Here is an 18,237-nt window from a genome sequence, read left to right as displayed (position 1 = left end):
TCGTTCGTCCCGGCACCCGGGCTCAGGTGGCGGAGCCGGTCATCCTCGTGACCAGGCTGAGCGGGCGCAGATCCGTCCAGTGCTGCTCCACGTACTCCAGGCACGCCTGTCGGGTCTCCTCTCCGAAAACGCTGGTCCAGCCGTTCGGCACCTCCACGAACGCGGGCCACAGCGAGTGCTGTCCTTCCTCGTTCACCAGCACCAGGAACCGGCCGTCTTCGTCATCGAATGGATTGGTCATGGCTGCACTCCTTTCGTCGCCGACCATAAGAACCCCGCTGTCCGTAGAGCCCCGGACTGCTGTCAGCAAGCTGCCAAGGCAATTGACCTCGGCAAAAGGTCCGGGACACGATTCCTACGACCACGGAACAGGTTCCGGAGAAACGGACCGGCGGCAGGAGCTGAGAAAGCATGGAGTTGCTGCAGACCCCGGGGGGCGCCGCAGGACCGCTCGCCACCGACTGGGGGGAAACGGAGATCCGGCTCGCCGGAATCCAGGAGGACCTCGACGCGCTGCCGGAGCCGGCCGACCGCTCCGCCGCCCAGCGGCGGCTGGCGGGGGAGCGGTCGGCCGAGGGCCGGGGGCTGCGCCGGGCCTTCCTGCGCCGGCACGCCGCGACGGTGTACGCGGAGCTGACCGACGGCGGGCGGCGCTCGCTGCGGCTGGCCGCCCTGGCCGCCCTGGCGGCGGAGTCCTTCCCCGGCCTGGTGCCGGACCAGGACCGCCTGAAGCGGGAGGCCGTCCGCTACCAGCGTGACAAGGAGGGCCTGGAGGTCGACCTGGGCATCTTCTTCTCCGCGGTGCTGAACCACCCGGAGAGCGGCCGCCACCTCGTCCAGGCGATGACCGAGCCGCTGCCCGAGGCGCTCGCCCGGCTGGACGCCTTCCGCGCCACCGGGGTCGCCGAGCTCGGGCCGGTGGAGCTGCGGCGGGAGGGTGGCGTCGGTCACGTCACCTTCCGCAACCACCGGGTCCTCAATGCCGAGGACAACGAGACGGTGGCCGCACTGGAATTGGCGGTCGACCTCGTCCTGCTGGACGACTCCATCGAGGTCGGAATTCTCCGCGGCGCCCCGGTCGACCACCCGAAATGGGACGGGCAGCGGATCTTCGGCGCCGGAATCAATCTGAGCGCCCTCTACGAGGGCCGGATCTCCCTGATCGAATTCTTCCTGAACCGGGAACTCGGCGCCCTGCACAAGATATTCCGCGGCCACCCGGTCGGCGGAAACACCGACGACGAACTCGCCGAGCGCCGGGAAAAGCCCTGGATCGCGGCCGTCGACAATTTCGCCATCGGCGGCGGCTGCCAGATGCTGCTGGTCACCGACCGGGTCGTCGCCGACGACGCCTCGTACGTCAACCTGCCGGCCGGCCGGGAGGGCATCGTGCCCGGCTGCGGCGTGCTGCGGCTGCCCCGCTTCCTCGGCGAGGGCATCTCCCGGCAGGTCATCTTCGGCTCCCGCGACATCGCGTCCGACAGCCCGGAGGGCCGGATGCTGGTCTCCGACCTGGCCCCGCGCGGCGCCCTGGAGCCGGCCATCCGGCGGGCGGTGGACGAGTTCCTCGCCTGCGGCCCGGTCGGCGTCCGGGCCAACCGCCGCGCCCTGCGCGCCGCGGGCGAACCGGTCGACGACTTCCGCCGCTACATGGCCACCTATGCGCTCGACCAGGCCGTCTGCATCCACGGCTCCGGTGTCGTCGCCAACCTCGAGCGGACCTGGGGACACAAGCTGTCCGCCCGCACCCACCCGAAGGGACTCCACTCATGACCGACGGACCGGCCGGCCTGATCCTGCCCTCCTACCAGGACGGCGGCGCCGACCTCTGGGCCTACCTGCGCGAAGTCCGGCACCGGGGGCCGGTGTTCCACGACGAGCGCACCCAGGTCCACCACCTGTTCGGCTACGAGGAGGTGCAGCGGGCCCTCCTGGACACCGCCACCTTCCGCTCGGACATGAGCGAGATCATGCCGCTGCAGACCTTCGGCCGGGGCAACCTCGTACAGACCGACCCGCCCCGCCACCGCGAGCTGCGCTCGCTGCTCAACCAGGCGTTCGCGGCCCGGACCAAGACCCTGCTGGACAGCCGGATCGCCGAGATCATCCACGAACTCCTGGACGACATCGGCGACTCGGACAGCTTCGACCTGACGGAGCGTCTGACCTACCCGCTGCCGATCACGGTCATCGCCGAGCTGCTCGGCGTCCCCGGCTCGGACCGCGAGCTGTTCCGCAAGTGGGCCGACGACATGTTCTCGCTCAGCTTCGACACCGCCTTCGACCCGGAGCTCCCCAAGGCCATCGACGCGGCCGCCGCGCCGATGATCGCCTACCTCCACGAGCACGTCCGCGAGCGCCGCCGCAGCCCCCGCGAGGACCTGATCAGCGACCTGGTCGGGGCCCGGGTGGACGGCCAGCACCTGGACGACGAGGAGGCCGTGTCGTTCTCCGCGATCCTGCTGCTGGCCGGCCACATCACCACCACCCTGATGCTCGGCAACGCCGTCATCGCGCTGCACGAGAACCCGGCGGTGGACGCCGCCCTGCGGGCCGACCGCGAGCAGTCCACCGGCTTCATCGAGGAGGTGCTGCGCACCCGCACCCCCTTCACCCAGCTCACCCGGATGACCAACCAGGCGGTCGAGATCGGCGGCACCACCATCCCGGCCGGGCGCATGGTGGCGCTCTGGCTGGCCGCCGCCAACCGGGACGAGGGCCACTTCCCCGACCCGGACCGCTTCGACCACACCCGCCAGCCCAACCAGCACCTGAGCTTCGGCCACGGCATCCACTTCTGCCTGGGCGGCCCGCTGGCCCGGCTGGAGACCCGGCTGGCGCTGGACATCCTGTTCGACCGGTACGCGGAGATCCGGCTGGACGAGTCGCGGGCGCCGGAGTACTTCGCGGCCCCCGGCGCCCTCGGCCCGCGCCGCCTGCCGGTGGTCGTCAAGCGCAAGCCGGCATGACCACCGACACCGCGCCGGCCGCGCTCGGGCCGCCGGGGCCGCTCGGGCCGCTCGACCCGGCGCTGCTGGCCGAGCGGGACGGCGAGAAGTGGGCCTCGGCCGGCCCCGGGGTGCTGCCGGCCTGGGTCGCCGACATGGACTTCCCGGTCGCCCCGGCCGTCACCGAGGCCGTGCTCCGGCGGCTGCGCGGCGACCTCGGCTACCCGGTCTGGTTCGACGAGAGCGACGGCGGCCCGCTGGGGCAGGTGTACGCCGAGCGCACCCACCGCCGGTACGGCCACACGCCCGCCCCCGAGCACGTGCGGCTCTTCACCGACGTCAACCAGGCGCTGCTGGCGGTCCTGCGGGTGGCCACCGCCCCCGGCGACGGCGTCCTGCTGCACACCCCCGCCTGCCCGCCGTTCGTCGAGGTGATCGGCCGGATCGGCCGGCGCCCGCTCACGGTGCCGGTCCGACAGGCGGACGGCGAACCGGAGTTCGACCCCGGAGCGATGGAGCGGGCGGCCGTCGCGGCCGAGCGCTGCCGGGTGCTCTTCCTGGTCAACCCGCACAACCCCACCGGCTCCGTGCTACGCCGCACGGAGCTGGAGGGGCTGGCCGAACTCGCCCTGCGGCGCGACCTGTTGGTGATCTCCGACGAGGTGCACGCCGACCTGGCGTACGCCCCGCACCGGCACGTGCCGTTCGCCTCGCTGGGGCCGGAGATCGCCGCCCGGACCGTCACCCTCACCTCGGGGAGCAAGGCCTTCAACCTCGCCGGGGTCCGCTGCGCCGTCGCGCACGTCGGGCCCCGGGAGGTGCGCCAGGCCCTCGACGCCCGGCGCGGGCTGCTGTTCGGGCAGGTCGGCGTCCTCGCGGTGGAGGCCCTCAAGGCCGCCTGGACCTCCGGGGACGCCTGGCTGGCCGAGGTGATGACGGTCCTTCAGCAGAACCGCCGCCTGCTCACCGACCGGCTGCCCGCCGGGATCCGCTGCCGGACCCCGGAGGCCACCTTCCTGGCCTGGCTCGACTGCCGGGAGCTCGGCCTCGGGCCCGACCCGATGCCCTTCTTCCGGGACGAGGCCAAGGTGCTGCTCTTCTCCGGCCCGGCCTTCGGCCCCGGCGGCGAGGGCTTCGTACGGCTCAACTTCGGCACCTCGCCCCGGCTCCTGGAGGAGACCCTGACCCGCATGGGCGACGCGCTGCGCGCGCACGGCCGGAGCTGACGGCGTGACGACGCGAGACCGAGAACCGATATCCACGGGGAATTCCGGAGGACTGGTGGCCACGCAGGCAGTCGAGGACGTGTACGTCGGAAACATCGAGGCCCGGGTGCACCGGGCCGCGCGGGCCGAGGACGCCGAGGCCTTCCGGGAACGCAGGCAGGCCCGCCGCGAGCGGCTGACCAGGGACCTGGCGGAGGGCAGGACCGAGACCCGGTACTTCCCGGTGCTCTCGGTGCTGGCCCCCGTCATGACCCAGTCCGAGGGGGAGATCACCTACCCCGGCGACCCGATGTGCCTCTACGCGGCGCTCAGCCTCGCGGTGCACCGGGCCGTCGACGACGCCGGCCCGCTGGCCGCCGCCGCCCACTACACCGACCTCGCGCCGGAGTGGACCAGGTTCCCCGCCAAGAAGTACCGCCTCTCGGTCGGCGGCGAGGGCCACCGGCCGTACGGCGTGGCGCCCAACACCGACCAGACCGTCTTCGACCCCCGGGTCTGGGACGAGGCCGCCGCCGCCCGCTGGGTCCGGCTGCTGCGCGAGGTGCGGCCCCGGGTGGTGCTGATCAGCACCGTCTCGCCGGGCCACCGCTACGCCCTGCGGATCGCCGAACTGGCCAAGCGCGAGGTGCCGGAGGCCTACGTGGTGCTCGGCGGACGGCACGTGGACGAGACCACCCAGCTGTCGCCCGACGGCGGGGCGCTGCTGCTGCGGCCCAGCAGCCCGCTGGCCGTGATGCGGGACGGCAAGGTGCCGCGCACGGTCGACGCCGTGGTCAGCGGCGAGGCGTACCACGCCGTCGACCTGCTGATGCGCGCGCTGGCGCTGGCCGTCGACCTGGACCACCACCGGGTGGACCGCGACCAGGTGCTGCCCGCCCTGCGCGGGCTGCTGGCCGAGGACGGCCCCGGCCGCGGCACCTCGCTGATCGTGCTGGCCGGCGACGGGGTGCCCGACGCCGTCCCGCTGCGCGGCCCCGCCCTGGACCTCGGCTCGCTGCCCTCGCCCTACGAGGCCTTCGCCATCCGCTCCCGCTTCCCGATCTTCGCCCACCCCACCACCGGCGAGGCGCTGCGCACCGCGCACGTCATGGTCTCCAACGCCTGCCCGTACCGCTGCAACTTCTGCTCCGAGTCCTCCGCGCTCACCGGCCTGCGGCGGTTCAAGGACGACGCCACCGCCCGCGGGGTCGAGCGGATCTGCGAGTACGTCGGCTACGGCGCCGAGTCGCTCTTCTTCGACGACTCGGTGTTCTGGACCGGCCGCTACAAGGACATCGAGAACTTCTGCACCGAGCTCGCCGCGCTGCGCCGGGCCGAACCGGACGCCATCGACCCCCGCTACCGCCGCCACCTCCCCGGGACGGACGACCTCGAACGGCTCCGCGGCCTGCAGTGGGGCGCCCAGCTGACCGTCGACACCGTGGCGGCCCTGCACGGGCGCGAGGAGTCCGCCCGGATCCTGCGCGCGATGGCCGAGGCCGGCTGCACCTACGTCTACATCGGCATCGAGAGCATGTCGGCCCAGGTCATGACGCACATCCACAAGAACCTTCGGCGCGAGGAGGGCCGGGCCTGGCGGGACAAGGTGCGCGAGGCCGTCTCGCTGGTGAAGGAGCACGGCCTGCAGGTGGGCACCTCGGTGCTGTTCGGCCTCGACGGCGAGACCAGGGAGAGCATCGACGAGACCATCCACGAGGTCGGCCTGCTGGTGGACGAGAAGCTGATCGACCTGGCCAGCCCGAACATCCTCACCTACCACCCGGCCACCCCGGTCACCCGGGCGCACGGCATGGCCGACTCCCTGGACTACCACTCGCCCAACCTCGACAACCGCGAGCCCTACATCTACTTCGAGGAGGCGTTCCCCGGCGTGGTCTCCGTCCTGCTCACCGAGGACGACATCTGGCACATCCACCGCGAGACGGAACGCCGCTGGGGAGTGGTCCGCAACGACGCGAGCCAGGCCCCGGCCGAGGACGGCGACCTCTGGAACGGCGCCTGAACCGGCCGAACTCCACGTCACCCCAGTCACTCTGACCGACCGTCAGTTCCCCACCACCGCCGGAGAGCCATGTCCCACCACGCCACCGAGCCGTCGCTGACCTGGGACGACGGCGCCGTCACCGCACTCGACCAGCGCGCCCTGCCGCACCACCGCCGTCTCCTGCGGCTGGAGACCGTGGACCAGGTCGTCGACGCCATCAGAACCCTCGCCGTCCGCGGCGCGCCCGCGATCGGCCTGGCCGGAGCCTTCGGCGTGGCGCTGTCCGCCCGCGCGCACACCGCCGCAGCCGCTACCGCTACCGGCCCGGACGCCGTGCTCGCCGCCGTCCGGGCCGACGCCGCCCGGCTGGCCGGAGCCCGGCCCACCGCCGTCAACCTCGGCTGGGCGGTCGCGCGGGCCCTCGGCCGGGCCGAGGAGGGCCCGGAGGCCGTGCTGGCGGAGGCCCACGCCATGCTCGACGAGGACATCGCCGTCAACCTGGCCGCCGTCCGCCGCGCCGCGGACCTGGTCGAGTCCCTGCTCCCCGAGGGCCGGCTGCGGGTGCTCACCCACTGCAACACCGGACGGCTGGCCACCGCCGCGGTCGGCACCGCCCTCGGCACCGTCCTCGAACTCGCCGACCGGGGGCGGATCGAGGAGGTCCTGGTCGACGAGACCCGGCCGCTGCTCCAGGGCTCCCGGCTCACCGCCTGGGAGCTCGGCGAGGCGGGCGTCCCGTACCGGCTGTGCGTGGACTCGGCCGCCGCCGCCGCGATGTCCCGGGGCCTGGTGGACTGCGTCCTGGTCGGCGCCGACCGGATCGCCGCCAACGGCGACGTCGCCAACAAGATCGGCACCTACGGGCTGGCGGTGGCCGCCGCCCGGCACCGCGTCCCCTTCGTCGTGGTCGCCTCCGAGTCCACCTGGGACCGCACCCTGCCCGACGGCACGGGCATCGTGGTCGAGGAGCGCCGGCCGGAGGAGGTCACCCACCCGCTCGGCACCGCCGCCGCCCCGGCCGGGGCCAGGGCGTACAACCCCGCCTTCGACGTCACCCCGGCCGAGCTGGTCACCGCCCTCGTCTCCGAGCGCGCGACCGTCCGCCCCGCCGAGACCGCCGCCCGGACGGCCGACCGGCTCGTCGCCCTCTCCCGCGGCCTCTACGAGCGCGGCTGGATGCCCGGCACCTCCGGCAACCTGTCGGTCCGTCACCCCGAGGCGGACCACCTGCTGGTGGTCACCGCGAGCGGCCGCGACAAGGGCGACCTGACCCTTGCGGACCTGGTCACCGTCGACCTCGCCACCGGACGAGCGGTCGGACCGGCGGGCCCGGCCGGCCCGCGCCCGTCCGCCGAGACGCTGATCCACGCGGCGGTCTACCGGGCCACCGGCGCCCGCGCCGTCATCCACGTCCACTCCCCGTACGCCACCGCCGCCGCGGCCCGGACCGGCAGTCAGTCCGCCCGCACCGCACTGGAGTTGACCGGTTTCGAGCTGCTCAAGGGCCTCGGTCTGGCCGATCCGGGCCACACCGTCGTCCCGGTCTTCCCCAACTGGCCCGAGGTCGGCAGGATCGCGGAGGAGGTCGCCGGCCACCTGGCCCGCACCCCGGACGGCCCGCCCGCCCTGCTGATCACCGACCACGGCGTCACGGTCTGGGGCGACGACCTCGGCCAGGCCCGCAACCGCCTCGAATGCCTGGAGGCGGTCTTCCACCTGCTGGCCATCGCCCACCGTGCTCCTGCCCTGGACCGCTGACCGACCCGCTGACCGACCCGCCGAGGAGAACACCGTGACCCTGCTCCACGTGATGCCGGAGGACGAGCCCGACACCGTCCTGCTGCGCACCCGCGACGACGAGCTGATCACCCGCACGCTCGCCGCGCACGGAGTCCGCCTGCGCCACTGGCCGGTGCGCGGCACCGTCACCCGGGCCACCACCGCCGAGGAGCTGATCGGCCGTTACCGGACCGAGGTGGACGCGCTCTGCGCCGAGGAGGACCTGCACCTGGTGGACGTCGCCCAGCTGCTGCCCGAGGAGGGCCCGGAGTGGGAGGCGCTGGCGGCGAAGGCGCGCGGCACCTACCTGGAGGAGCACCGCCACGGCGAGAACGAGGTCCGCTTCTTCGCCCACGGCACCGGCTGCTTCTACCTGCGCCTGGGCGGCCAGGTGCTCGCCGTGGTGGGCGAGCCGGGGGACCTGCTCTCGGTGCCCGCCGGCACCCGGCACTGGTTCGACATGGGCCCGCGCCCCGAGCTGAGCGCGATCCGCTTCTTCGAGGAGGAGGACGGCTGGGTCGGCGACTTCACCGGTGACCCGATCGCCGCCCGCTTCCCGCGCCTGGACGCCCTGTTGGAGGCGGACCGGTGAGCGCCCCCGCCCCCGCTCTGCGGGCCGACGCGGTGGTCCTCGACATCGAGGGCACCACCGGCTCCGCCTCGCACGTCCACCAGGTGCTCTTCCCGTACGCCCGTGCCCGGTACGCCCGTTGGTTCGCCGCCCACCGCGGCGAGCGGCGGCAGGCCGAGGTGCTGGAGCTGGTCCGCCGGGCCGCCGACGACCCGGCGCTCGGCGAGGCCGGGGCGGTCGCGGCCCTCACGGCCTGGACCGACGCGGACGTCAAGACCCCGGCCCTGAAGGCCGTCCAGGCCGAGATCTGGGCGGCGGGCTTCGCGGACGGCACCCTGACCGGCCACGTCTACCAGGACGTCCCCGGCGCGCTGGACCGCTGGGCCGCGGCCGGCATCGCCCGGTACGTCTACTCCTCCGGCGCCCGGGCCGCTCAGCTGAACTGGTTCCGGCACAGCGGCCGGGGCGACCTGACCCCGCTGCTCGACGGCTACTTCGACCTGGAGAGCGCGGGCGGCAAGCGCGACCCGGAGTCCTACCGGGCGATCACCCGGGCGATCGGCGTGCCGCCCGGGCGGACGGTCTTCCTCAGCGACCTCACCGCCGAACTCACCGCCGCCGCGGCCGCCGGCTGGCAGCCCGTCGGCGTCGCCCGCGAGGGCACCCTCCCCACGCCCGGCCACCCGCGCTGGGTCGCCTCCCTGGACGAGGTCACCCTCCAGGGCCCGGACACGGACTCCACGGACTCCACGGAAGCAGGAGAAGCATGACGGACCATCAGCCACTCCCGGAGGACCTCCGCGCCGTGATCGGCGTGATCGGTGGCAGCGGCTTCTACCACCTGCTGGAGGACGCCCGGGAGGTGAAGGTCGCGACCCCCTACGGTGACCCCTCCGACGCGCTGTCCGTCGGCACCGTGGCCGGCCGCCGGGTGGCGTTCCTGCCCCGCCACGGCCGCGACCACGCCCTCCCGCCGCACCGCATCAACTACCGTGCCAACCTCTGGGCCCTGCGCTCCCTCGGCGTCCGCCAGGTCCTCGCCCCGTGCGCGGTCGGCTCGCTGCGCCCGGACCTCGGGCCGGGCGCCCTGGTCGTCCCCGACCAGCTGGTGGACCGCACCAGCGGCCGGATCCAGACCTACTACGACACCGGCGCCCTGCACGTCCAGTTCGCCGACCCGTACTGCGAGCACGGCCGCCGCTCCGCCGTCGAGGCGGCCCGGGCGGCCGGCGGCGAGGCGCACGACGGCGGCACCATGGTGGTGGTCGAGGGCCCGCGCTTCTCCACCCGCGCCGAGTCCCGCTGGTTCGCCGCGGCCGGCTGGTCGATCGTCAACATGACCGGCCACCCCGAGGCCGTCCTGGCCCGCGAACTCGCCCTCTGCTACACCCCGTTGGCGCTGGTGACCGACGTCGACGCGGGCATCGACGCCGAGCACAGCGTCTCGCAGGAGGAGGTCTTCCGGGTCTTCGCCCGCAGCATCGACCGGCTGCGCGCCGTGGTGCTGGAGACGGTCGGGCTGCTGCCGGCCGAGCGCACCTGCCGCTGCGCCCACGCCCTCGACGGCCTCGACCTCCCGTTCGACCTGCCCTGAGCGGTACCGCCCCGAGCGGAACGGCCCTGCGCTGAGTGGGTGGGCGGGCGGAGCGGCGATAATGACCCGAGCCGCTCCGCCCGCCTCCGCGAAGGACCCCACCGTGCCCGAGAGCTTCCTCGCCCTCCCCGTCCTGCAGGACCTGTCCCCGTCCGTGACGCTCCGCCAGAAGGGCGCGATCCCGGTGGTGGTGGTCGACCACCCGGTGGGCCGGGCCGTGGTGAGCCTCCAGGGCGCGCAGCTGGTGACCTGGCAGCCGAGCGGTGAGCAGCCGGTGGTGTGGGTCAGTGACGAGTCGTCATGGACCGAGGGCGTGGCGATCCGCGGCGGGGTGCCGGTCTGCTGGCCGTGGTTCGGCCCGGCGGGCTCGCCCTCGCACGGCTTCGCCCGGGTGGTGGAGTGGGAGCCGGCCGGCACCGAGGAGACGGCGGAGGGCGTCGAGCTGACCCTCACCCTGAGCGAGGGCGAGCGGACCTTGGCGCTCTGGCCGCACGCCTTCACCGCCACGGTGCGGATCCGGCTGGGCCGGGAGTGCACCGTGGAGCTGGAGGTGGCCGGCGAGCACGAGAGCACCGCCGCCCTGCACACCTACCTGCACGTGGGCGCCGCCGACCGGACGGCGGTCTCCGGCCTGGGCGCCGACTTCCACGACCGGGTCGCGGAGGGCGACGGCCAGGGCCCCGGGTCGGTGGTCCTGGACGAGCGGGTGGACCGCACCTACACCGCTCCGGCGGACCTCACCCCGGTCGACGACGCCGGGCTCGGCCGCACGATCGAGGTCCACCACACCGGCCACAGCGACGTGGTGGTCTGGAACCCCGGTGCCCGCCTCTCCAAGGAGATGACCGACCTCGCCGACGAGGGCTACCGGGGCTTCGTCTGCGTGGAGACCGGCCGGATCGGCCGCCCCCTGGTGGCCACCCCCGGCCACCCCGACCGCCTGGCCACCACCCTCCGCGTCGTCCGCCCGGCCTGAGACGGGCACGTTCAAGGGGCCGTGGTCAGACCGGCCTCGGCCGCGCCCCGGCTGAGGACCACGGTGCGGATGTGGTCCAGGGCCTTGGCCCAGTCCTGCCGGGCCGGGTTCTGCCGGACGGCCTCGGCGAGGTCGAGGACCCGGTTGGTGCTCAGGTCCGTCAGTTGCGGGACGAACTCGGCCTTGGTGACGGACCACGGGCGGTTCGGCCCGGTGGGCGGGGAGAAGGTGAAGCGGGCGATCGAGCTCTGGTTGCCCCGGGGGTCGAACTCGTTGGAGTAGTTGTACATGTCGCCGGCCAGCTGGTCGCCCATGCCGTAGACCACCCAGGTGCCGTTGACCTGTTCGTAGGCCTGCGGGATGTGGGCGTGGGTGCCGATGATCAGGTCGACGTCGCGCCGCCCGTCGGTCGTCGAGGCCGTCAACTCCTTGGCCAGGGTGAGCTGTTGCTCGTTGGGATCGTCCTGCCACTCGGTGCCCCAGTGCACGCTGACCACCACCACGTCGGCCCCGGCCCGGCGGGCGGCCCGGGCGTCGGCGACGATCCGGTCGCGGTCGATCAGGTTGACCGCCCAGGGGCGCCCCTCGGGGAACGGGATGCCGTTGGTGTCGTAGGTGTACGCGAGTTGGGCCACCGTGGCGCCGCCGGCCGAGAGCAGCGCGGGCCGGGCCCGCTCCTCCTCGGTCCGGGCCGAGCCCGCGTGCCGGAGACCGACCGCGTCCATCGCGCCCAGCGTGCGGTCGATCCCGGCGGCGCCCGCGTCCAGGGTGTGGTTGGAGGCGGTGGAACAGGAGTCGTAGCCGGTGTCGCGCAGCGCGCGGGCCACCTCGGGCGGGGACTTGAAGGTCGGGTACCCGGTGAACGGCCCGCCCTCCGCGCCGTACACCGTCTCCATGTGACAGATCGCCAGGTCGGCGGCGGAGACCACCGGTTTGACCCCGGCCAGCATCTTGGAGAAGTCGTAGCCGGTGCCCCCGGCGTCGGCCTGGGCCTGGCGGATGATCGAGGCGTGCGGCAGCACGTCACCGGAGGCCACCAGGGTGAACGGCCGCCGCCCGTCGGCGGGTGCGGTCTGTGCGGCGGGTGCGGCGGGTGCGGCGGGGGTCGGTACGGGCACCGGCTGGGCGCTCTGCTGCGGGGCGGGCCCGGCGCAGGCTGCGGCGGACGCGAGCAGGACGGCGGCCGGCAGGAGGGCCGCGCGGTGGGAATGACGCATCATCAACTCGTCTCATGGTCGGTACGTCCGACCATCGGACGGCCCCCGCCCGTCACCACCGCGCCACGCCAGCCGGTCACCCGTTCGAACGAGCCCGGTCGTGCTCAGCCGTCCGACCGCTCGGCGGCGGGGCCCTCCTCGGCGGGCGGCAGCCAGGCCGTCTGGACCAGGACTCCGTCGGGGTTGCGGCGCGTCACGAAGACGCCCCGCCCGGGTGGGAGCTGACGGGGCTTCACGGAGCGCAGGAGGTAACCCTCCCGCTCGTCCCCGGAGAGCAGCAGGCCCGAGGCGCCGAACTCGCGCATCCGCTGCATGAACGGTTCGAACAGCGAGCGGGCCGCGCCGCCGGAGTGACGTGCGATGATCATGCGCAGGCCGATGTCCCGGGCGAACGGGAGGAACTCGGCCAGCGGCGCCATCGGGTTGCCCGAGGAGGTGGCGACCAGCTCGTAGTCGTCCACGATCACGAAGATGTCCGGGTCGGTGTACCAACTGCGGTCGCGCAGCTGCTCCGGGGTGACGTCCGGGCCGGGGAAGCGGTCGGCGAGGGTGTGGCGCAGCTGCTCCACGATCGGGGAGACCGCCGGAGCGGCGGCCGCGTACTCCACCAGGTACTCCGACGGGACCGCCCCGAGCAGCGAGCGGCGGAAGTCGCAGACCACGAAGCCGGCCTGGTCCGGGGTGTACCGCTCGGTGATCTGTTTGATCAGCAGGCGCAGCAGCGCCGTCTTGCCGGACTCGCTCTCGCCGAACACCACGAACAGCGGATCGGTCTCGAGGTCGACGGACACCGGTTCGAGGCCCGGTGCGACGCCGAAGACCAGGCCGTTCGCCGAGGAGTCGGAGTCCTGGGGCAGGGCCAGGACGTCCAGCACCGCCGGGAGCCCGTCGTCCGCGCGGGGCGGAACGGGCGCGATGGCACTCAGCCGTGCCAGCGTCTCCTCCACGCTGCCCGACCGGAGGCTGAGGTCGTGGGCGTCGATCCGGTGGTAGAGCGCGGTGAGCTCCGGGCCGGGCTCGACCCCGAGCTCCTCGACCAGCTGCCGCCGGGCGGCCCGGTAGACGCTGAGCGCCTCCTGCGGACGCCCGCAGCGGTCGAGCGCGAGCATCTGGAGCACGCGCAGCCGCTCCCGCAACGGGTGGACGGCGGTGTACCGGGAGAGTTCCGACGCGGTCTCCTCATGTCGGCCGAGGTCCAGTGAAATCCTGAACAGCTGCTCTGCCGCCGTGACGTGACGTCCGATCAGTTCCGCACGTTTCAGCTCGGCGTACGGTCCCGGGACACCGTCGAGCGGGATCCCCTCCCACAGTGACAGCGCGGACGCCAGGAAGCGCAGCGCGCCCTGAAGGTCGCCGGCCCTGTCTGCGGAGTCGGCCGCAGCCATCCGGTTCTCGAATTCCTCCAGGCCCACTTCGGCCGACAGCCGGTAGCCGCTCGCGGTGCCCTCCAGCAGGCGGGGCTCCTGGTGGCCGTCGGGGGGATCGATGATCCTGCGAAGGCGTGACACGTAGAGGTGAACCGTCGAGACGGCCCGAACGGGCGGTTGGTCTCCCCAGACGCCGTCCACCAGCTGCTGGAAGCCCACCGTCCGCCCGGAGTTGAGCAGGAGCATGGCGAGCACGGCCCGCTGCTTCGGAGGTCCGAGGGAGAGGGATTCGCCGTCCCGCCAGGCTTTCAGCGGCCCCAGTACGGAGAAGCGCACACCTTCGGGCGCCGCGTCGCTCACCTGCTCGTAGGTGGGGGCGTCGGCGGTGTCCTCCCTGGGCCCCGGCCTCCCTCCGGTCGACAGCTCCCGTGCGCGGACGAGGCGTCCCTCCAGCCGGTTCCGATGTGCGTCCGCCCAGGCTCCGGCGACACCGGGGAGCGCCTCCTCGGTCCACAGGCCGAGGGCATCCAGGGCATACCGACTGGCGCCGTACGAATCCCCGTTCCGAACGGCCTGCTCGGCCTGGTCGAGCCACCGTTCGAACAGCACCACATCCAACGATTCCTCCGGCACGCGGAGCAGGTGCAGGCCCTCGACCGGTGGGGGCAGGACGTCCGGTGTTCCGGCTCCGGCGTTCAGGACCCCGCGCAGGCTCTCCAGAGTGGCCATCAGCGAGGCGGTCGCGGTCGGCGGGCGCGGCTCGTCCCAGAGGGCCGCCACCAACTCGTCCGTGGTGAGCGGACGGTCGAGGTTCATCAGCAGGACCGCCAGGACCGCCCGCTGCCGGGGAGAGTCCAGTGCGAGCGGCTCCCCAGCGCGCCGGACCGGGACCGGACCGAGCAGTGAGAAGCGCAGCGCGGACTTCGCAGCGGGTTTGGCCAGGAGACTCGGCGCGGCCAGCCGCTCGGCGACTTCGGCCGCGCTCCGCGGTCGTCGGTCCGGATCCGTCTCCAGCAGGCCCAGGACGAGCTGCGCAAGCGCATCAGGCACCTGAAGGAGCGGGCCCCGCGAGGGGCCGAGTTGACGCGTGGTCAACATCTCGTGCAGCACGCACCCCAGGGAGTAGAGGTCACCGGCGGGGCTCGGTGCCGCGCCTCGCAGCCGCTCGGGTGCGGTGTAGCGGGGAGTCTCCTCCATCCGGGAGAACTCGACGTCGGTCGACCCGGCATGCCCCGGCCGATCTCCCCAGTCCACCCCGAAGTCACAGAGCACCGCCTCACCCGTCGGCCGGATCAGGATGTTGGCGGGCTTCACGTCCCGGTGGACGATGCCGTGACCGTGCAGGTGGTCCAGCGCAGCGGCCACGTCGCGTCCGATCGCGACCACGCGGTCCAGGGGCATCCGTCCGGCCGCCAGGGTGCTCCGGAGGTCCGGTCCCTCGACGAGTTCCATCACGAGGTAGGGATTGTCCTCCTGGACACCGAAGTCGAGCACGGTGGTCAGCCCGCGGTGCCGCAGGGTGCGGAGGGTGCGGGCCTGATCGGCGAAAGCCCACACCCGCGAGGTGTCGTACCACTCGGCCGCGCGGAAGCCGACCTTGACGGCCACCACCGAGCCGTCCCGCTCGTCCACCGCTTCCCAGACCCGGCCCGCTCCGCCCCTGCCGATCTCCCGGACCAGCCTGTACCGGCCGGCGATCACTCGGACCGGGCCGGACTCCTCGCCCGGAAGGACCGGGATCTCCCAGATGCGGAGGTGCTCGCCCCGGCGGTCGAGCGAGGCGAAGGTGTACTCGCGCGTCGAGGTGGTGAGGCCGGCCACCGTCCACACCGAGTCGGGTGAGGTGGCACCGAGGGGCGCGCGACGGGTGCCGTCCGGGTCGCACCGGAAGACCTGCCCCGCCGTGTCGACGACGAGGACGGTCGACGGACCGTCAGCAGAGGTGACCACGGTGGCGGTCTGCACGTCGCGGTACGGGAGCTTCGGCAGCGTGCGGACGAGAGCCATGGTGACGGGGTCCCTCAGCTCCGTGCCACCGTCCTCGGCCAAGGTCCAGAGGTACGGGCTTCCGTCGGTGTGGGGGAGAAGGGCCAGTGCGGACGGCCTCTGCGGGGTACTCGTCCGCAGCCGCGTCCGGGTACTCGCCCCACGGGCCCACCGGTGGAGCACACCGTCGGCGTCGAGGAAGTAGAGCACCGGCGTGCCGTTCTGCCGGAACCGCGCGGCAGCCATGGCGACCACCTCGCTGGAGAGCCCCGGCGAGATCGGTTCCCCGACGATGGCGCCGTTGGACGGATCGTAGAACCTCACCGTCCCCCTGCGGTCGTAGACGGCGAGCCGCTCCGTCCCGTCGGCCCCCGGGACCGCCGCGAGCGCCACAGCGGGTACGGCGAACCGGAAGCTCCTCACACGGCGGGCCGAGGTCTCCGTACCCGAGGGCCCGGCCGCCTCCGGTGACGCGGCGTCGAGGCCGATGACGACGGCGTCCTCGGGAAGCCGGGCGCCGCGCAGCGAGGGCGTCGCCACCAGCAGGCAGCCGGCTCCGGGATCGGCCAGGCCGAAGGCGTTCTCGATCCCGGCCAGCGCTTCGTCACGGACCAGGTCGTCGACGACGATCAGCCAGACCGGATACTGGCGCAGGAGGTGGCCGATCGAGCGGGACGGCAGGTCCGACCGACCCAGCGCGGACCGTAGTTCTTCGAACCCGGCGGCCAGGGATTCGACGCTGCTTCCGTCGACCCAGTGGACCAGGGAGTGGCGTGAGCCGTGCCGCAGGACGTACTCCCGGAGCAACGAGGTCTTGCCCGTGTGCGGTGCGGCCTCGACGACCACCGTCGTATGACGGCCCCTCACCTCGGCCACGGTGGGATCGCAGGCGTCCAGGAGGAGGTCCAGCTCGCGCTGCCGGTCGCTGACGACAGACGGTTCCGCCACGAGGGGGGCTGCCTCACCCGCCGCCACCGCCGCGCCCAACTTGCGGGCCAGCGCCGCATGTTGACCGCCCGCCCCGGCCAGCACCGCGACCGCGACCTCCGCGAACGGCCGGCTCCGGGACGGCAGCGCCGGACCGTCCGCGCCGGCGGCCGCCGCGAGGGCGCGGAAGTCGAGGGTCCCGCCGAAGGTGGCGGCGACCTGGCCGGAGACCTTGGCCAGGATGCCCTCCAGGACCCGGACGGACTCGGTCCTGGTCAGCTCCGCGAGGAGCTCCTCCCGGACGCCGTCGCGGAAGTCGTAGACCACCTCGTCCGGGTCGGCGGCCTCCGCCCGGACCTCCAGCAGGCCGGAGAGGAAGAGCTCGGCGAGCTCGGGCTGTCCGGAGCCGGGTAGGGTGGCGCGTTGGACCAGCCGCATCACCGGGAGGCTCAGTGGCGCCGCCGCGAGGTGGCAGGCGAGCCGGTAGGCGTCGGGGGAGCTGCCGGCCCGGAACTGGGTGACCCGTTCGGCGGCCGTCGCCGGCCCCTCGCCGGAGCGCCCAGGTGGCTGAGGCCGGGGCGCGCCGCGGACGGGGGTGGCCAGCATCGGGGTCCAGCCCGAGGCGCGTCCGGCGACGACCTCCGCCCAGGGGGCGAGCCAGTCGGCGTCGACCTCCAGGACCGGGAGCCAGCGCACCGCGGCCCGGGCGGCGTTGCCCCGGGGGCCGCGCGGGATGCCGGGCAGGGCGGCGTCGGAGCGGATGACCGGGGCGGAGTGCCACTGGCCGCCTGACCGTCCCTCAACGGGCTTGGGGCGCAGGGCGGTCCGGTGCCAGAGCCGCCGGGGGAGGACCTGGAGCACGGCGGCCGGACGGTGACCGAGGGAGCGCCCCAGGAAGCCGGGGAGCTGCTCGCCGTACCAGGCCGGCCCGACGCCGTCGGTCAGCACCAGCAGGATGCGGCGGCCCAGCGGGTCCGCGAGCGGCCGGGCCCAGTGCGGGTCCGCCGTGGCGGGGCGGTCCGCCGGGCGGGTGCCCCGGACGGTGCGGCGGAAGGGCGTCAGGCGCGGGACCTCCTGGTCGGTGGACAGCGACCAGCACCGCACGTCCGCGAAGGCGCCGTGACGCTCCAGCAGGGTCGCGAGTTCGCCGGCCAGGCCGTGCCAGATCGCCATGGTGGTCCCGGCGTCCACCAACAGGTCCACCGAGAACCGGCGTTGGCGTTCCTGCCGCCAGACCGGGAGCAGCAGCCCGAGGTCCGCGGTCGAGTCGGCCGTGGCCTCCTCGTCGAGCCCGGCCCGTTCGACCCGCCCCGACGGGTCACGCAGCGGGCGCCGCAGGGGGCGCAGCGCACGCGCGAGGTCGAGCGCGCGCGGGAGGGCGGGTGGCCGGGTCACCTGGACGACCTCGGCCCCGCGACCGCCGTCCGGCACGGTGGTTCCCGCGACGGGCCGCGGGTGCAGTTCGGTCCTCGGCGGAGCGGTCGGTGCGTCCGGGCCGCCAGGTTCGGTGACGGGTTCCGGCCCGGGGGGTACGGGCGGAGTCGGCGCCGCGCCCCGGCCGGGTGCGCCGCGGCGCTCCGTCGCCCGGTCCGGGGGCACCGGGGCGAGCCCGGCGAGCCGGGCGATCCACAGGACGTCCGCCACGTCCTGGGGCAGTGGGAG

12 protein-coding genes are annotated in these 18,237 nt (G+C 73.9%); 9 read left to right on the top strand and 3 right to left on the bottom strand.

The genetic code is table 11. From position 1 onward, the window contains the following. Positions 1-22: 22 nt before the first annotated feature. Positions 23-241 carry an MbtH family protein gene (locus tag ACZ6ZR_RS25450; protein WP_465645958.1) on the bottom strand — a complete coding sequence of 73 codons (219 nt, stop codon included), beginning with the start codon at positions 239-241 and terminating at the stop codon, positions 23-25. A gap of 170 nt (positions 242-411) precedes the next feature. Here ACZ6ZR_RS25450 and ACZ6ZR_RS25445 point away from each other — a divergent pair, with 170 nt between their 5' ends. The 9 genes from ACZ6ZR_RS25445 to ACZ6ZR_RS25405 all read left to right on the top strand — a co-directional run bounded on the left by ACZ6ZR_RS25445 (position 412) and on the right by ACZ6ZR_RS25405 (position 11,078). Then, positions 412-1,773, top strand: coding sequence for an enoyl-CoA hydratase/isomerase family protein (locus tag ACZ6ZR_RS25445; protein ID WP_465645956.1), 1,362 nt, complete (start codon positions 412-414; stop codon positions 1,771-1,773). Continuing rightward, positions 1,770-2,969 (top strand): cytochrome P450, encoded by a 1,200-nt coding sequence (locus tag ACZ6ZR_RS25440; RefSeq protein WP_465645954.1) that lies wholly within the window; start codon positions 1,770-1,772, stop codon positions 2,967-2,969. Before ACZ6ZR_RS25445 ends, ACZ6ZR_RS25440 begins: the two co-directional genes overlap by 4 nt. After that, positions 2,966-4,174: a MalY/PatB family protein gene (locus ACZ6ZR_RS25435; RefSeq protein ID WP_465645952.1), complete on the top strand. Its 1,209-nt coding sequence runs from the start codon at positions 2,966-2,968 to the stop codon at positions 4,172-4,174. The genes ACZ6ZR_RS25440 and ACZ6ZR_RS25435 overlap by 4 nt, the downstream gene beginning before the upstream one ends. A gap of 55 nt (positions 4,175-4,229) precedes the next feature. Next, positions 4,230-6,176, top strand: coding sequence for a B12-binding domain-containing radical SAM protein (locus ACZ6ZR_RS25430; RefSeq protein ID WP_465645950.1), 1,947 nt, complete (start codon positions 4,230-4,232; stop codon positions 6,174-6,176). Between the two features lie 69 nt (positions 6,177-6,245). Further along, on the top strand, positions 6,246-7,916 hold the full coding sequence (gene mtnA, locus ACZ6ZR_RS25425; protein WP_465645948.1) for an S-methyl-5-thioribose-1-phosphate isomerase: 1,671 nt from the start codon (positions 6,246-6,248) through the stop codon (positions 7,914-7,916). Positions 7,917-7,950: 34 nt separating this feature from the next. Then, a complete protein-coding gene (locus ACZ6ZR_RS25420) occupies positions 7,951-8,529 on the top strand; it encodes a 1,2-dihydroxy-3-keto-5-methylthiopentene dioxygenase (protein ID WP_465645946.1) in 579 nt (192 codons plus the stop codon). Beyond that, positions 8,526-9,278, top strand: a complete 753-nt coding sequence (gene mtnC / locus ACZ6ZR_RS25415) for an acireductone synthase (RefSeq protein ID WP_465645944.1) — start codon at positions 8,526-8,528, stop codon at positions 9,276-9,278. Before ACZ6ZR_RS25420 ends, mtnC begins: the two co-directional genes overlap by 4 nt. Next, a complete protein-coding gene (locus ACZ6ZR_RS25410) occupies positions 9,275-10,102 on the top strand; it encodes an S-methyl-5'-thioadenosine phosphorylase (protein WP_465645942.1) in 828 nt (275 codons plus the stop codon). The genes mtnC and ACZ6ZR_RS25410 overlap by 4 nt, the downstream gene beginning before the upstream one ends. 61 nt (positions 10,103-10,163) lie before the next feature. Next, positions 10,164-11,078 (top strand): D-hexose-6-phosphate mutarotase, encoded by a 915-nt coding sequence (locus tag ACZ6ZR_RS25405; protein ID WP_465645940.1) that lies wholly within the window; start codon positions 10,164-10,166, stop codon positions 11,076-11,078. A gap of 11 nt (positions 11,079-11,089) precedes the next feature. On the opposite strand, the gene ACZ6ZR_RS25400 is transcribed toward ACZ6ZR_RS25405, so the two are convergent. Further along, complete coding sequence (locus ACZ6ZR_RS25400; RefSeq protein WP_465645964.1) at positions 11,090-12,295, bottom strand: CapA family protein; 1,206 nt, start codon at positions 12,293-12,295, stop codon at positions 11,090-11,092. A 104-nt stretch (positions 12,296-12,399) separates the two neighbouring features. After that, entirely contained in the window at positions 12,400-18,219 is a 5,820-nt protein-coding gene (locus ACZ6ZR_RS25395; RefSeq protein WP_465645938.1) for an SAV_2336 N-terminal domain-related protein, read from the bottom strand. Between the last annotated feature and the right edge of the window lie 18 nt (positions 18,220-18,237).

Source organism: Kitasatospora sp. NPDC088742, from assembly GCF_055584905.1.
This window is presented reverse-complemented; position numbering and strand designations above follow the sequence as displayed.

Excerpts from the sequence above, each read along its gene's own strand:
- mtnA (WP_465645948.1), top strand. The coding sequence starts at position 6,246 with ATGTCCCACCACGCCACCGAGCCGTCGCTGACCTGGGACGACGGCGCC.
- ACZ6ZR_RS25435 (WP_465645952.1), top strand. The coding sequence starts at position 2,966 with ATGACCACCGACACCGCGCCGGCCGCGCTCGGGCCGCCGGGGCCGCTC.
- ACZ6ZR_RS25450 (WP_465645958.1), bottom strand. The coding sequence starts at position 241 with ATGACCAATCCATTCGATGACGAAGACGGCCGGTTCCTGGTGCTGGTG.
- ACZ6ZR_RS25410 (WP_465645942.1), top strand. The coding sequence starts at position 9,275 with ATGACGGACCATCAGCCACTCCCGGAGGACCTCCGCGCCGTGATCGGC.
- ACZ6ZR_RS25400 (WP_465645964.1), bottom strand. The coding sequence starts at position 12,295 with ATGCGTCATTCCCACCGCGCGGCCCTCCTGCCGGCCGCCGTCCTGCTC.
- ACZ6ZR_RS25440 (WP_465645954.1), top strand. The coding sequence starts at position 1,770 with ATGACCGACGGACCGGCCGGCCTGATCCTGCCCTCCTACCAGGACGGC.
- ACZ6ZR_RS25445 (WP_465645956.1), top strand. The coding sequence starts at position 412 with ATGGAGTTGCTGCAGACCCCGGGGGGCGCCGCAGGACCGCTCGCCACC.
- ACZ6ZR_RS25405 (WP_465645940.1), top strand. The coding sequence starts at position 10,164 with ATGACCCGAGCCGCTCCGCCCGCCTCCGCGAAGGACCCCACCGTGCCC.